Raw genomic sequence first — 14,828 nt, 5'->3', positions numbered from 1 at the left:
TCGATTAGTTATTCCACGCTTCTGGCGCGAATAAGTAACCTTGTCCCCATACAGTTTTGATCCTGAATGGTGTTTCGATGCTATCGCCTAATTTCTTACGTAAGCGAGAAATACGCACATCAATTTTTCTATCTTTACCGTCAAAGTCGATATTAAGCAGGTATTGGTATATGTACTGACGACTTAATACTTGTCCTGCTTGCGATGCAAGTAGCCATAATAATTCAAACTCATGACTAGTAAGATCAACTTCAGTGTTACCTAAACGAATCGCTTGTGTATGAGGGTCAATACTTAATTTACCGAAACTTAAGCAGTGAGACTCAGGTTTTGATGGTTGTGCCTGACGGCGCAGTAAATTATTGATACGGGCAACTAATAAGCTAGGATCTACAGGCTTAACCACGTAATCATCAGCACCTAATTCTAGGCCTTTGATTTGGTCTTCCGGAGAGCCTAATGCGCTCATTAATAATATTGGACCCGAAAAATAATCAGGTAGTTTTTCACACAGGCTTAATCCATCAAGTCCAGGTAACATTATATCAAGTAAAATAATATCAGGCTTGTAACTAATCAATCGTGTTAAAACGGTATCGCCACGTCGTTCAACTTCAACGTGCATATCGTGTGACTTTAGGTAGTCCACAATTAAATTGGCGAGACGGATATCATCTTCTACCAACAAAACTCTATGAGTTGATTGGGGGGTTGCCATTAAAATAAACTCCAAGGGTTACGGTAACGTCGACGAACTTTCGTCTCTGACGTTGTGGTGACTTTTAATCGTACGTCCGCCAATTCATTATTATTATTTTTATTTATTAAGACAAAATGAATATTTTTGTCTGTTTTTACAGAAATTTGCAATGAGTGTTCATTAACTGAGTCACTACACCACTGAGCCATGGATGGGTAATTTGAAGTGATACACACCAATTGTTCAGTGTCGAGCTGCCATTTTAGCAAAATGTCAATTTCACAAATGCTGTCACCAGCATCAATAAGACATAAACGTGGGGTAGCCGAAAACTGTGCTTGCCCGGTAAGCGTATCAGCTTTGGCATAGAAAGCACTAAAAATCAGTATTAATATACCGAAAAAGTGATAGACCTTTTGCTCTTTAACGAACAAGCTTAAAACCTATATGCAGCTCCAACGAAATAGGAGCTCGAGTAATCTTCATCAATAATTGGGCTGTCGATTATTTCATCGGCTAATTGGGTATAACGCGCAGCAAGAAGCAAATCCCAGCTAGTTGAAATACTATAACGCGTTGTCAGTTCTATTGAATTACTCCAACCAGAACTCGGTTGGTATTCTTCGCTCCAGTATGCACTCTCACTGGCTCTAAGACCAAAGTAATAGTCAATAACTTCTGAACTTTTCCATGTTGTTTTCAAGGCTAAATCAAAGCGCCAATCAGTAACCGCAAGTGAGTAAGTCCAACTTACATCCACTTCCTGACCATTATGTACATTTAATAAGTCATGAGCAGCAGCAATTTTTAATATACCTAATTTGCCATACCAGAAAAGTTCTACCCCACCATATACGGTGAAGTTTCTACTTTCAAGTTCATTTAAAACAGGAGGTTGGCTAACATCCTGAGTTCCAAAACTACCTATGGGTGGTAAGTCTTCTGTGGTATCGAAATTTACTGATTGGGGTAGGAAAATATTTGCAGGATCCCAACGATAGAAATAGGCTCGTTCATCACTATAACTTGTGGCTAGGTTTATGGTGAAATTTTCTTGTTCGGTTAGTGTATAACCGAAATTAAAATTATCGAAAAACCAATTTTCACCATAGTAAGCTATTGATGGTATTACATAAAGAGGTATGTCGTCGTAGCTCGTTAACGGGTTTGTTTTGTTACCATAGCCAAAAGCTACACTGATATCCCATTCGCCCACAGCAATACAATCACCTTCACTTTGACAAGGTTCATCTGCCATTGCTGGTGCAACTGCTAGGAAAAAGATAATTAAAACAACAAAAATTCGATACATTAAAAACAAACGACCTATTTATATCAAAAATAAAACAGCTAATGAGTGCGACTTTATCATTAAATTAAGGTCGGAAATATTGCTTTAAATAAATTGATACAAACTGATACTTATGAGTGTCGAGTGTGAATGGTGTTACCTAGGATGTTATTTTGTGGTATCACTATGTTTTTAATGGTTATAAATTCTCTTTTGATAAGTTTGTTTTTGCTATCGCCTCTTGGCGTTGGTAACCCATTTCAATCAATTGTGCATTAACGCAATCAGATACAAATTGTTGCTTTTCAATCGAGTCAATTTGTTCTTCGCTGGCCATTTTAGTACACGCATCAGTGAGCGATATTAAGGTTTCTTTTGGTGCTTCAGCATTATTGGCAAAAGCTATCGGACTCAAAAGTGTGCCAGTCAAAATAGAGATTATTATAGATAGTTTTTTCATGGATTGACCTTTATGGATTGACCTTTATCGATTGACCTTTGCAGGTTGTCCTTTATGGGAACTTATTATTAATGATTAATTTTTCAAACTTGTTCTGTTTAATCTTTTCGCTTGTTAATTGAGCAATTATTTAGTCAAAAGAAAACGAAATTAGTTCAGTTTTTGTTGCACAAACGCTATAGCTGCATCATTTAGGCAGCGTTTAGAAACATAATGTTTAAGCTTTTCAGTGGTTAATAAGAAACCCTGTTCAGTTTCTTTACCGCGAACGATATCAGTCCATTTTAGTAAATGGTCAATATAAGCCGACTTAGAATGGATGCCTTGTTCACTGATGGTTAATGTTACCGGGTTATTGGCAGATTTACTGATGAGTTGTCTCATTAACCACCATGCACGATTGAAACGAACTTGTAGTCCCTCTACAGCGCCAAGACCAATAAAGAAGTATGCAAGGTAAGGCGACACGTCAGTTTGAGTCATTAAAAAGCCAGCCACAATAAAGGCGATAGCTTTTAAATATCGCTTGGGACTGTTATTGATGACGACTGACTGATCAAATGTCTCTGCGAAATGAGATTTATCTAAAATGTATTCTTGAGAAAAACTGAAACCGATATCAGTTAAGTTATCGGTTTCAGAAGTAGATGGTGTATTGCTAGTTGACATATTGCACTCATAATCGACTTTAATGGCGCAATTATAAGGTTGAAGTGATCGATTTGACTAATTTTTCCTGTAACTCTATTTGCTCTAACTCAGTTAACTGGGCCCCATGCTGGTTAGATAAGGCAAATACATTATCCGCACGCTCACCCACCGTACTGATTGCTGCAGAGTGAATGTTGAGATCCAGCGTTCTGAATGCACTCGCAATTTGTCCCATAAACTCATGGGTTTCTAATGCCAATATATGTACTAGAGTTCTATCTGCTTTTTTAGAATGAATAAATTCAATTGTCGGTTTATTGTCAAAGTTTTTAGTGTGTCTTGATGGTCGGTTTTTAGGTGGTGACATATTGTCATCTAATATTTGGCGTAGCTTTTTAGTCACTTGTTTGCGTCTTTGGTCACTAAAAATAGGCTTGCCGTCAAAATCGAGCACTTTAAATGCCTCAACAACATAACCATCTTTGGTTTTAGATATCTGCGCTTGGTTAACCGATATTTTTAGTGTCGACAGGGTGTTAAACAGCGAAATAAACAGCCCAGGTCTATCTTTGGTATAAACGAAGACGTCGCTACAACCTTTTACGCTACTGTCATCAAGTATAATTAATGATGGCGGCTCAGTGACATTTTCTTCTGTAGAGGATAACTGATGTTCAAAGGCTGACTCATGTTCTAAAATGCCCAACGTATATTTAGCTATTTCTGTTGGAATAGCATTACTGAAAAATGACAGCGGTAGGCGTTTCCATAGTCGGTTAACAGCAACGAGTTGCGTTTCATCAGCGTTAATTAATCCTAAAGCTTCTTGTTTATGCTCTCTGACTACAGTTCTTAATTGCAATACATTTTCAAGGCCATTACGTAAAGCTTTACGTGTTGCAAAGTATAAGTCAGTGAGTAAGCTGGCTTTCCAGTCATTCCATAAGTCATCATTTGTCGCTTGAATATCTGCAACCGTTAGACAATACAGTGCATCAAGTTTGGTAATACTCCCTACAGATTTAGCAAAAGTTTTAACCACTTCAGGATCGTGAATATCCATACGTTGAGAGGTGATAGACATTAATAAATGCTGCTCAACTAGCCAACTGATTAACTGTTGCTGGGACGTCTTAAGTCCGTGGAATTTGGCAAATAACTTAGCATCTACTGCGCCTAATTCGCTGTGATCTCCACCGCGGCCTTTAGCAAGATCATGGAATAATGCAGCAAATAAGATGGACTCTTTAGCTTGAAAACGTTCAAAAATATCCGCTGCTAATTTTTGATCGCTTGGGACGGTATCTTGAGTTAATTTATACAAGTTTTTAAGCAGTTTATGAGTATGCTCATCGACTGTATAGGCATGAAATAAATCAAACTGCATTTGACCAACGACTTCACGCCATTGGGGTAAATATGACGCTAAAATACCGTGCTGATGCATTAAGGTTATCGCTAAACCCATGCCATGAGGGTTCTTAAATAAGCTTACAAAAAGTTCGCGACACACCTGGTAATCTTGTAAATCGCCCATCAAACGTCGACGCACTTGTCTAAGCAATCTTAGTGTTTCAGGCGTTATCCCAGTGACTTTCTCATGATGGATAGCAATGTAGTTAAACATAGACATGATTTGTGAACGGTCAATAAATACATCTTGATTTTCAGCATGTATCTGACCGTTGTAAATTTGAAAGTTTTCATTTATTTGAATTATGTCAGGCTTTTTCTGCGGCACGATTTCACGTTCGAAATAGGCCATTAACATCAGGTTAAGTTCGCGAATACGCTTCATGGCTCTGAATAACTGACGCATCATTTTTTCAATAGCGATATTGCCACTATCGCCAAAGCCTTGCAGACGAGCGACTTCTGCTTGATGTTGAAGTAACAACCGGTTTTCAGGTCGGTTAGAGGCTTGGTGCAGTGCAAAGCGCACTCGCCAAATGAAGTTTTGACACTCCATTAATTCGGCATATTCATCATCGGTTAAAAATTTGAGCCGGCGCAAATCTTTAAGGTCATCAATGGAGAAATGTTTTCTTGCTATCCAGGTGATGGTTTGAATATCACGCATACCACCAGGGCTGTTTTTTAAATTTGGCTCAATATTGAATGCGGTGCCTTGAGCTTTATTGTGACGGCCTTTTTGTTCATCATATTTAGCCACAAAAAATGCTTCGCTTGACCAGACGGTTTCACCATATAGCTTACTAATGACTTGGTGTTGATGGTTTTCGTGGCCGCAAATATGTCTGATTTCAAGTAAGGTAGTAGCAATGGTGACATCTTCACTGCAGGCTAGATACGTGTCATCTAAACGCCTGACAGCATGGCCCAAATCTAAGCCTAAATCCCATAATTGAGTTAAAAAATCACTTAGCGTGCTGGCATCAGTCGCAGATAAATCGTCATCGTGAATAATACAAATATCTATGTCTGAAAAAGGGTGAAGCGTTTTGCGACCGTAGCCACCGACAGCATTGAGGGAGATAGTGTCGGTTTCGAATTGAAAGGCTTGCCAAAGGTGGTTTAGTAATATGTCGAAAAACTGCGCTCGGTGCTGCAGAATTTCTGCGATAGAACAACTGCTGATTTGTTGTTCTAACCAGGTATCAAACTCAGTAATGGCTTGTTTAAGCTCTACAATACTCATTTCTGGCTGTAAAATCGGATAAGCTGGTTGCAAAGACATATTACTCCTTATTGTTTTGCCCACAAACAGGGTATTCGATCTGGTTTATTAACTCAAACGAACCGATAAAATGAATAAGAATAAGTTAATTCTTTTAAATAGTTAAATGAGAACAAATTATTTATGCGTAGTAAAAGAAGTCGACTGGACCAATTCATCGCTCAGAAATTACAGGTTTCTAAAAAAGCAGTTAGGTTGCTATTGCTTGAAAATAGGGTGCAAGTCGATGGACAAATCTGTAAAGAGGTTGATAAGCAGATTAATGAATTTAGCCAAATCCTATTAGATGGAAATGGCTTACAACAACATTCTCGCCAGTACTACATGCTTAACAAACCGACAGGGGTTGTCAGTGCAACTAAAGATGATATTCATCCGACGGCATTATCTTTACTCGATGGCATCGATTTTGAGCTAATGCATATCGCTGGACGTTTAGATTTAAATTCGACAGGGTTATTATTAATCACCAATGACAGTCAATGGTCGCAAGCGCTAATGGCGCCTGAAACAAAGGTTGATAAACAATACCTTGTCACGCTTGCTAATCCAATTGACGATTCCTATATCAGTGCCTTTAGTGACGGAATGTATTTTGGTTATGAAGACATCACCACTAAACCTGCAAAGCTTGAGGTTGTGTCAGAATTTCAAGCAAGGGTGACTCTGCAAGAAGGTAAATATCATCAAATAAAACGAATGTTTGGTCGATTTAGAAACCCTGTGGTTGCACTTCATCGAGAATCCATTGGTAACATTTTGTTAGATAACGCCTTGAAACAGGGCGAGTATCGGCCTTTAGACGAGGTTGAGGTGCACGTCACAGAAAGCTTAATTGAAACTTAATTGTTTGGGGGCGGATCAATAAATCTTTACATTGTTCATGATATGTTTTGATGAATGTATCTTTTTAGGTTATCTAATGGACATAAAAGCGCTAAAAGAAATCAGTGAATTAGACATATTCAGTTTAATGGTGTTTAAACTTATTTACGAAACTGGATTTGCTAACCTTGCTGCCAGACAGCTAAACGTCTCAGCTCCTAAAATTAGTCGTTGCTTAACAACATTAAGGTTAACTTTTGATGATGAATTATTTTACCGGCGTCAGCAGGGGCTAAAACCCACCGCATTAGCTGAACATTTATACCTACCAATTTGCGATTTTTGTGAGTCGGCAATGAATATTGAACGAATTGCCTGCGAGGGCAACAATACCAACTCGTCAAAAGTGCTCAATATCGCCGTAACGCCAATCATTATGACTTCTTTGTCAATGAGCTTAGGCCGTGAAGAGATCATGGAGCAATTGGGGAAAGTTAGAATTCATATGTGGGATGAAAATACGGAAGAGCAAATTCATCAAGGTGATATTGATTTAGGCATCAACTTTGGTCCTGCTGCCATTTCAGAACTAGAGTCTGAAGTCATTGGAACATCACTATCGACTTCAATCATAGCGAGACGAAATCACTCAATTTGGGATAGCAGTCATATTAGTCTAGATAATGTCGCTAACCATCATTTTTTAATTCTCGAAGGTAAGGGGTTTAATGATAAATTGGATCCATTTCAGATATTTTGCCGTCAGCTCGGAGTAGAGCTACCAAACGTTAGTAGAGTAAAGTCTATCGAAGAGTGGTTTTGTCACTTACTGACAATGAGAAGTATCAGCTTTATGAGTACAGCTGAGTCTAATGCGTTAGTAAACTTTACCGACCTTCGCGTGGAGAAATTACCTGCGTATGAAAGGCAAAAGCTGGTAGGTAACAGCCTTATACCTGAGTACAATTTGATTGAAAGAGGATTGCCGTACAGGCGTTATTGTGAAACAAGTCGCAAAATAATCCTCGATTCAGTTCTTGAGTTAGTTGTCCAATAATCAAGACATTCATCTTTAGTTAGACATTTAAAACGAAGAACTTAGTTCTTCGTTTTTTTTGGTTTTCATCTTTTTTGATGTTCTTTTTAGCGCTGAAAAACTGTAAAAGTCAGCCACCGCTTTCAATTAGTAATGTTCTTAAGACGGTTTTATTCTGTTTTTGATATGATCTAAATCAATGTTTTTTGAATGTATCACATTGATAGTAATCTGGATTTTAGATATAGAAATTACCAAAATCGAATTGTAAAATTTTGTAGTAAGCATCTTTCAATTCTAGTCACAAATGCAATACAAGAATAATACATCTAAAGAGGTATCTTTTATATTTAGGTTACTGCTAAAGCAGAATCAAATACCTAAAAATAAAGGGATACGATAATGAGAACATATAAAAAGTCGATACTCGCGGTTGCCTTAATGGCAGCTATCGGGTTAACCGGGTGTAGTGATGGTGATGATGGACAAGATGGCGCACCAGGCGAACCTGGTGCCCCTGGCGAACCGGGTGCTCCAGCGGGGAATGTTGTTGAAACCGTTAATTCTGCTGCAGATTTTATGCTGACATTAGCGCCTGAAGATATCGTGGTAGTAGGAACAGAAGATTTCTCGGTTAAATTCACTGTCACTGGAAAAAACAGTGCAGGTAAAGAATTACCATTTTCTGGCTTAGAAAAAATTGCGCTTTACGTGATGAATGAAGCGCCAAATACTACCGATACCGGCAGCCCATATTTTTGGCAAAGTCACGGACTTGAAAATGACTTTAGCTATAGCATGTATTGTAGCTTAACCGGAACTACAACATCTTGGGGCAATGAAGTCGATGCCTGTACATTAGTCGAAGATACTGAAACCCCAGGTACTTATACTGGTACTTGGGAACATGATGGCAATGCGCCAATTGTACTTGCAAATGGCGATGCAAACCGTTTACATCGAGTAATGGTTCGTACATACGATATTACTGACGATGCCGGTAATGGTATTTCAGATAAGCTACTGACTAAGCCATTGGATTATATTCCTGCAACTGGCGAGCTTGCTGTATCAAACAAAGATTCGGTTTCAAATGCAGCGTGTATTCAGTGTCATAGTGCATTAGATGGTTTTGCTGAAGATGATATGCGAATTGGCAACATCGAAGCTCACCACAATTACCAAAAAGTTGAAAATTGTGTTGCCTGTCATAACCCGGCATATGCAGCTGATCAAAACGATCCAGAAAAAGGTTATAACCCGAACTGGAATGCCATGATCCATACTCTTCATGCAGGTCATCATTTAGATTTAGTCGGCGAAGCAAAAGAGATGTTTGGTGAGATCGGCTTCCCATCAGAATTGAACGAATGTACAGTTTGTCACGATAGCGGCACACAATGGAATGACAATGTATACGCTGAAGCTTGTGTGTCTTGTCATACGGATGTTGACTTCGAAACTGGCGATAATCACCGTGGTATCGTGCCAGAAAGTGATGCATCGTGTTCAGGTTGTCATGGCGCTGGTAGTTTGAGCCCAGTTGAAGCTCACGCAGTGGGTGCTCGTGGAACGTTAAAAGACGGTGTTGTATTTGATGTTATGTCTGCTGAAGTTGCAGCTGATCAATTAACTGTTGTTGTCGACGTAACGATCAATGGCGAAACACCTGCAGATGGTACCGTTTTAGCCGATTATTTAGCTGCTGAAGGCTATGCTCATGCAATTATGATGGGTACTTTAGATGAAAATGGTGATTATGTTCGTGGTTTAAGCCTTGATACTAGTTCAGGTTTATTTGTTACTACTGGCGGTAAACTCACTTTATCTCAAGCTATTGATGCCAACTCTCTTGACGGAAAAACCTTATCAGTAAGTTCTGAGTTCAACATGTGTGGTGACATTGAGTCAGGTATGGTCATTGATAGAACGACTTTAGGCACAGATGAAGAGTGTGAAATCGCTATTCCAGCTAATATCGTGACTAAGTTCTTCATGTTTGACGATGTTGCAGCTGTCGGTGTTGAAACAGAAGAAAATTTACGCTTTGTGCCTTCTTCACTTGAAAACTTCACCATGCCAACACAAGCGATGAATGATCGCACTAGTGCTGATGAAGCTAAGTGTAATGCTTGTCATGACAACATGTCTCACATTAAAGCCCCTCGCCATGGTGTGACTGACTTTACTCAGTGTGCAGATTGTCACAACAATAACTATCCAGGTTCGTATCATGCCGATGTTTATAAGCAAGCTGGTACTGACGAAGATGGCGAACCTACATTTGAACTAATTGAAGGTTTAGAGTACTACAACCGTGATTTAGCAACTGTAGCTCACCGTTTCCATAGTGGTATGTTTGCGGGTAGCACAGGCGGCGGTATCTACTTAGGTGAAGATGGTGAAACTTGGGTTAATTACCCTGCATCTAAAACTGACTGTCAAGCTTGTCATAAAGATGTCGATTCAAACGGTGATGACATGACCTTCTTTGCTGGTGACGGTGAATTAACGTCTGGACGCACTGCAATCGCTGAAAGTAATGATTACGGAGCTACTGTTAATTACATTTCTCCAGTAACAGAAGCTTGTCGTACTTGTCATGCTCACTCAGGTGCAGCAGCGTTAGCTCACTTTAAGAGTAATGGCGCGACAGTTTATGAAGATGGCGTTGAATCTGCCGCTGATGTACCAGTTGAGTCTTGTTCTACTTGTCACGCTGAAGGTAAAACTTACGGTGTTGATGTAATGCATTCTGGTGCAGCTCACTAGTCTTAAATGTTAAGTTGTAAAGTGAACATTTTTCTGTAGTCCTGCAAGATGCAGATAAATGTAAAAGGAGCCTTCTGGGCTCCTTTTTCTTTTGCTAAAACGATCATTAGTCAGTTCATTGCATCATCGTTTAACTAATGTTTGATAATGTGAACTTGAGCAATTATTCATCATTACAAGCTGACTTTACAAAGGCGTTTATTCACACAAAACCCCTTTAATTGTGAGTCAAGACAACCATTGTTTATAAATGTGACTTAAGCCCAACTGACGAGAAGTGATTATTTTCAGATTGTGAAGAGCACGCGTATTGTATTTTGTCAGTTGAATGTTTTAGGTCTGATACCAATTATTATTCACTCGAAATCATTCAGTTATCTGTATTTAAAGAGTTTTATATGTGTCAATTTCATATTGGCAATTAAAGCTGAGTTACGATTGTCCTGTAAAAATTGCTAATCATGGTCTTTTACTGCCAATTTGTCTGTTTTCGTTTGCTTCCTTACAATGCGCCGCAGTTTAATTAACTTATCTTAATGTTTGTGTTTATAGCGGGCTTTTATGCCGATTTATCTACCCACTAGCCCTACATTAAAACCTGCCCATACTCAGTGAGTATCATTTAGGAGCAAGCCATGTCGACACCGTTACCAGTATCTCAACCATTAGCTAACCCAGCACCCTTAGGTTTAATGGGATTTGGTATGACCACCATATTATTGAACATTCACAATGCGGGCTTTTTCCCGATTGATGCAATGATCCTTGCTATGGGGATATTTTATGGCGGTATTGGTCAAGTGATTGTTGGCATGATGTGTTTCAAGCGTGGTGACACATTTGGCACCACTGCATTTACTTCTTATGGTTTATTCTGGTTAACGTTAGTGGGCTTGTTAGTTATGCCTGAAATGGGCATTTCACAAGCAAGTCCTGCAAGCTTTATGGGGTGGTATTTAGGTTTGTGGGGCGTATTTACTGCGTTTATGTTCGTCGGTTCATTGCGTTACCCTCGTGCTAAGCAGGTGGTATTTGGTTCATTAACAATATTATTTTTCCTACTTGCAGCCCGTGATTTCACCGGTTCAGCACTAATAGGTACGATTGCAGGTTTTGAAGGCATTTTTTGTGGCGCAAGTGCAATTTATTTTGCCATGGCACAAGTATTAAACGCTGAATATGGCCGGGTGATTTTACCTGTTGGCGAGCTAAAGCAATCTCAAGTTGTCTCTGTAGCAGACACTAACGAGACATTAAAAGCAGCTTAATTACGTTTTAATTGCTCGGTTCATAATAAAAAAGCTGACCTTTTGGTCAGCTTTTTTGTTTGGGTTTAACTCTGTTTATTAGCTTTGCTGCAGACGATACAACCACTTACCGTACAAGAAAATACCCACAGCTGAGATAGTGCCAATAGCAGCAATGATGTACCACGCCATACCGATATTATGTGTGTTATACAATAATGTTGTTAGCTCTTGTGCTGGTTCACCAGTGTACGCGACTAGTGTACTAAAGGCTTCACCTTGAGGAATTGCTGCAACACTTGCTGCATCCATACCTCGTTCGCCTAACAGCTGCAAAGAGAAAATTTCTTTCGATGCATACATTTCATATAGCTTAGGGCCGAAATAACCTTCCAGTGTCCAGCCTATCCCTTGCGGAAGCATTACAAAGCCTAAATACATGGCTTTTTTGCCCTCAGGGGCGATGTTACCCATAAACTCATTTTTCTTAGGGCTAATCATCATTTCGCCAAAAGAGAAAAGCGCAATGGCCAAAACAATCATCCAAGCTGCATTGGTAGCTCCTATCAATACAAATGCCAAAATACTCAATAAGCAACCACCTAACATAGCGGTGGTAATCCGATATTTCGCAGTAAGCGCAGCCACTAAGAAACAGGTGGTCATGATCATACCGGCATTGAGGTTAAGCATTCCCTCTGGCATGACTTTTGTGCCTGTATTATCGAGTCCTAACCAAAACTGGAAGAAGCCATTAGAAGTACCTTCAGGGCCAAATAAAGAGGTCACAATCACGCTGGTATCAACCCACTCAGCAATATGAATCGGCAATACATCAAATAGGGCATTAAATAAGAACCAGAAGCCAGCAAACACTAACATGTAGTAAATGACCACAGGTTTTTTAAGTTCGTGTAAAGCATCACGCCACAGTGCTTCTTGTTTAATTTCGCCGCTTTTAATTTTGCGGTTGCGTTCAAGTCTTTCTTCTTTACCTGGCTCTTTATAAGCCAATAAAAACAAGAAATTGAATGAAATTATCGCTGCGCAGGCATAAAACACGTTATCCCAGGATAGCTGGCGCATATGTACAGCGACTAACGGACCAAGGAAACCACCAATATTGACCACTTGGTAAAATATCCCCCAAGCCATTGATGTATTCTGTCGTCCTGTAGATAAGACTAAGGTACCTTGGATACCTGGCTTAAATACCCCGGTACCCGCAGCGAGCAAAATTGCCCCTATCAAAAAACCATAAAAACTTGGAAACATAGCCATCACTAGATAGCCCATAATTTTGATTATGGTGGAAGCAAAGATGGTTTCTTTATAGCCGACGCGGTCAGAAATACCGCCGGTAAACACGGGAATGAAGGTTTGCATCATTGCCCATATCGCAATAATGACACCATAGTCGCTTAGGCTAATCCCTAAACCACCTTCAGAAACTGGTGTTTTAGCGTATAACCCCGCACTGGCTTTAACGCCATAGTAAGCGATACGCTCAACCAGCTCCATGCCGCCCACTATCCAAAATATATAGCTCAAGCTGGCAATGGACGCCCACATGCCTAGCTGTTTTACTTCACTTAGGTCGTTACCCGAGTGTGAACTTTCACTCATATGTCACCCTTTATTATGATTATTATTAACATAGGTCGGCTGACACTTTACCTAATTTGTAAGGAATTACCAAAGGAACGGTTACAGAAAGTTAGACTAGTTGTGATATTGGGATGTTTGGCAAACAAAATGAATAGAAAAACATCGAATTGGTCAAATTTTAATTTTGAGCGTCCGTTCTTCAATATACCCGTTAATCAGCAGTTCAGATGCCTTTTGGCGTCAAAGTAATGTGATTGATACTAATGAAATTGATAGCTGCAATAGAATATGTCCGAAATATTAAAAATACCAACGTGTAGCCAGTTGATATTGCTGTTCAGTTAACGTTGAAGGTAAATTCTGCTCAATGCGAGCAGGGCGTGTTGAATCAAGATAATTATACTCGGCTTGGATAAACCAATTTTTTAATAATCGATATTGATAAGATGCGGTCAGAGCTTGGCCTTTTTCATTATTGTCATCATCTGGCGTAAGATCATTATCAGTGACATCAAAATGTTCTACTCTCATTGTGAGACGGTGCTTATCCCAACGGCGACTTAACAGTAAAAAGGCTGATTGATACTCATTATTCACCACATCAATGGCCTGTGGTGATTGCATTAATGTATCCCCATTCATAAATTGACTGATAAGCTCAATTTTGTATGGAAGTCGAAATCTCATCCCAGCATGGTAAAACTGAGTTAACCAGGTATATTGGCCATTTTTGACAATGGTGGTATCGGCGTTGTTATCGTAGTAACCAAAAGAAAATTCACCTTTTCCTTTAATCTTCCATTTAGCATGTACGTGATAGCCAAAGCGATTATCTAACTCAATAAAAGGGTCCGAATCTCTAGCTTGTTCATCAAGGCTGCCCCCATCAAGGCTTGGCATATTACTTAAGGGTAAAGTTTCGTGGCTAAGGGTTTGCCTAGAACTTATTGTCCAGCCATGCCAAGCTAGCATGGCTCCGACAGTATCATTATTTTGGAATATCGCTGCCGAAACTGAAAAGTCATGCATAGAAGAGTGGAACTTTCCAAGACGCTCTAAAGTTAATTCAGCCCCAAGGTGGCGAAATTCTTCTCCTAGCCAGCTGTTAATAGCGGAGTAACTGAGCGTGTAAGGAGAAGACCAAGCAGTGGCAATATTTTCCAGTGAAATACTCGGGTACATTAAGCCTAATTTCGCATGTAATCTAAGCCCATTATCCAAGGGCAGGCCTCGGTATTTGATAAAGGCTTCTGTCAGTCCTATACCATCGCGAGTTCCATCAATATATCCATTAGCGGTAACTTGAGCTGAAAGTGGGTTTTCCCAATCGACTTTATAGGTTAGTCCTGCTTGAGCTAATGATAATTGGTTGCCCTCATCGAAACGAAACTTTCCTAAACCGCCGTTAGCATAAGAATCTATCCCTTGTGTATGACTGAGCCTTGTATCGATAATGGCTGAAACACTATGCTCAGCAGCTAAAGTGGTGTTGCTACATATAAGTAAAATCCAAATCCATTTTCTCATCCGTGAACCTTGT

Annotated in this window: 12 protein-coding genes; 4 read left to right on the top strand and 8 right to left on the bottom strand. The window is 39.6% G+C overall.

Annotated elements, in window-relative coordinates; all coding sequences use genetic code 11:
* Positions 1-4: 4 nt before the first annotated feature.
* The 6 genes from Q4600_RS01785 to glnD form a co-directional block, all read right to left on the bottom strand.
* On the bottom strand, positions 5-718 hold the full coding sequence (locus Q4600_RS01785; RefSeq protein ID WP_102529836.1) for a winged helix-turn-helix domain-containing protein: 714 nt from the start codon (positions 716-718) through the stop codon (positions 5-7).
* Positions 718-1,134, bottom strand: coding sequence for a DUF3019 domain-containing protein (locus Q4600_RS01780; protein WP_102529835.1), 417 nt, complete (start codon positions 1,132-1,134; stop codon positions 718-720). Before Q4600_RS01780 ends, Q4600_RS01785 begins: the two co-directional genes overlap by 1 nt.
* 2 nt (positions 1,135-1,136) lie before the next feature.
* Positions 1,137-2,012: a MipA/OmpV family protein gene (locus Q4600_RS01775; protein ID WP_303512333.1), complete on the bottom strand. Its 876-nt coding sequence runs from the start codon at positions 2,010-2,012 to the stop codon at positions 1,137-1,139.
* Positions 2,013-2,190: 178 nt separating this feature from the next.
* Complete coding sequence (locus tag Q4600_RS01770) at positions 2,191-2,451, bottom strand: hypothetical protein (RefSeq protein WP_303512335.1); 261 nt, start codon at positions 2,449-2,451, stop codon at positions 2,191-2,193.
* A 150-nt stretch (positions 2,452-2,601) separates the two neighbouring features.
* Positions 2,602-3,120 carry a YcxB family protein gene (locus Q4600_RS01765; RefSeq protein WP_102529832.1) on the bottom strand — a complete coding sequence of 173 codons (519 nt, stop codon included), beginning with the start codon at positions 3,118-3,120 and terminating at the stop codon, positions 2,602-2,604.
* A gap of 31 nt (positions 3,121-3,151) precedes the next feature.
* A complete protein-coding gene (gene glnD, locus Q4600_RS01760) occupies positions 3,152-5,800 on the bottom strand; it encodes a [protein-PII] uridylyltransferase (protein WP_303512338.1) in 2,649 nt (882 codons plus the stop codon).
* Between the two features lie 123 nt (positions 5,801-5,923).
* Between glnD and Q4600_RS01755 the strand changes: the two genes are divergently transcribed.
* The 4 genes from Q4600_RS01755 to Q4600_RS01740 all read left to right on the top strand — a co-directional run bounded on the left by Q4600_RS01755 (position 5,924) and on the right by Q4600_RS01740 (position 11,701).
* The gene (locus tag Q4600_RS01755; protein WP_102529830.1) at positions 5,924-6,646 is read left to right on the top strand and encodes a pseudouridine synthase; all 723 of its coding nucleotides are present in this window, start codon (positions 5,924-5,926) and stop codon (positions 6,644-6,646) included.
* A 76-nt stretch (positions 6,647-6,722) separates the two neighbouring features.
* The gene (locus Q4600_RS01750; protein ID WP_102529829.1) at positions 6,723-7,682 is read left to right on the top strand and encodes a LysR family transcriptional regulator; all 960 of its coding nucleotides are present in this window, start codon (positions 6,723-6,725) and stop codon (positions 7,680-7,682) included.
* A 381-nt stretch (positions 7,683-8,063) separates the two neighbouring features.
* Positions 8,064-10,433: an OmcA/MtrC family decaheme c-type cytochrome gene (locus tag Q4600_RS01745; protein ID WP_303512343.1), complete on the top strand. Its 2,370-nt coding sequence runs from the start codon at positions 8,064-8,066 to the stop codon at positions 10,431-10,433.
* Positions 10,434-11,068: 635 nt separating this feature from the next.
* The gene (locus tag Q4600_RS01740; RefSeq protein WP_303512345.1) at positions 11,069-11,701 is read left to right on the top strand and encodes an acetate uptake transporter; all 633 of its coding nucleotides are present in this window, start codon (positions 11,069-11,071) and stop codon (positions 11,699-11,701) included.
* Positions 11,702-11,779: 78 nt separating this feature from the next.
* Here the strand turns inward: Q4600_RS01740 and Q4600_RS01735 are convergent, their stop codons facing one another.
* Positions 11,780-13,306, bottom strand: coding sequence for an MFS transporter (locus Q4600_RS01735; protein ID WP_303512348.1), 1,527 nt, complete (start codon positions 13,304-13,306; stop codon positions 11,780-11,782).
* Positions 13,307-13,588: 282 nt separating this feature from the next.
* Positions 13,589-14,815 carry a hypothetical protein gene (locus tag Q4600_RS01730; RefSeq protein WP_303512351.1) on the bottom strand — a complete coding sequence of 409 codons (1,227 nt, stop codon included), beginning with the start codon at positions 14,813-14,815 and terminating at the stop codon, positions 13,589-13,591.
* Positions 14,816-14,828: the final 13 nt, after the last annotated feature.

The sequence above is a fragment of the Shewanella sp. 2_MG-2023 genome, assembly GCF_030548905.1.
In the GTDB taxonomy this organism is placed as follows: domain Bacteria; phylum Pseudomonadota; class Gammaproteobacteria; order Enterobacterales; family Shewanellaceae; genus Shewanella; species Shewanella electrodiphila.
This window is presented reverse-complemented; position numbering and strand designations above follow the sequence as displayed.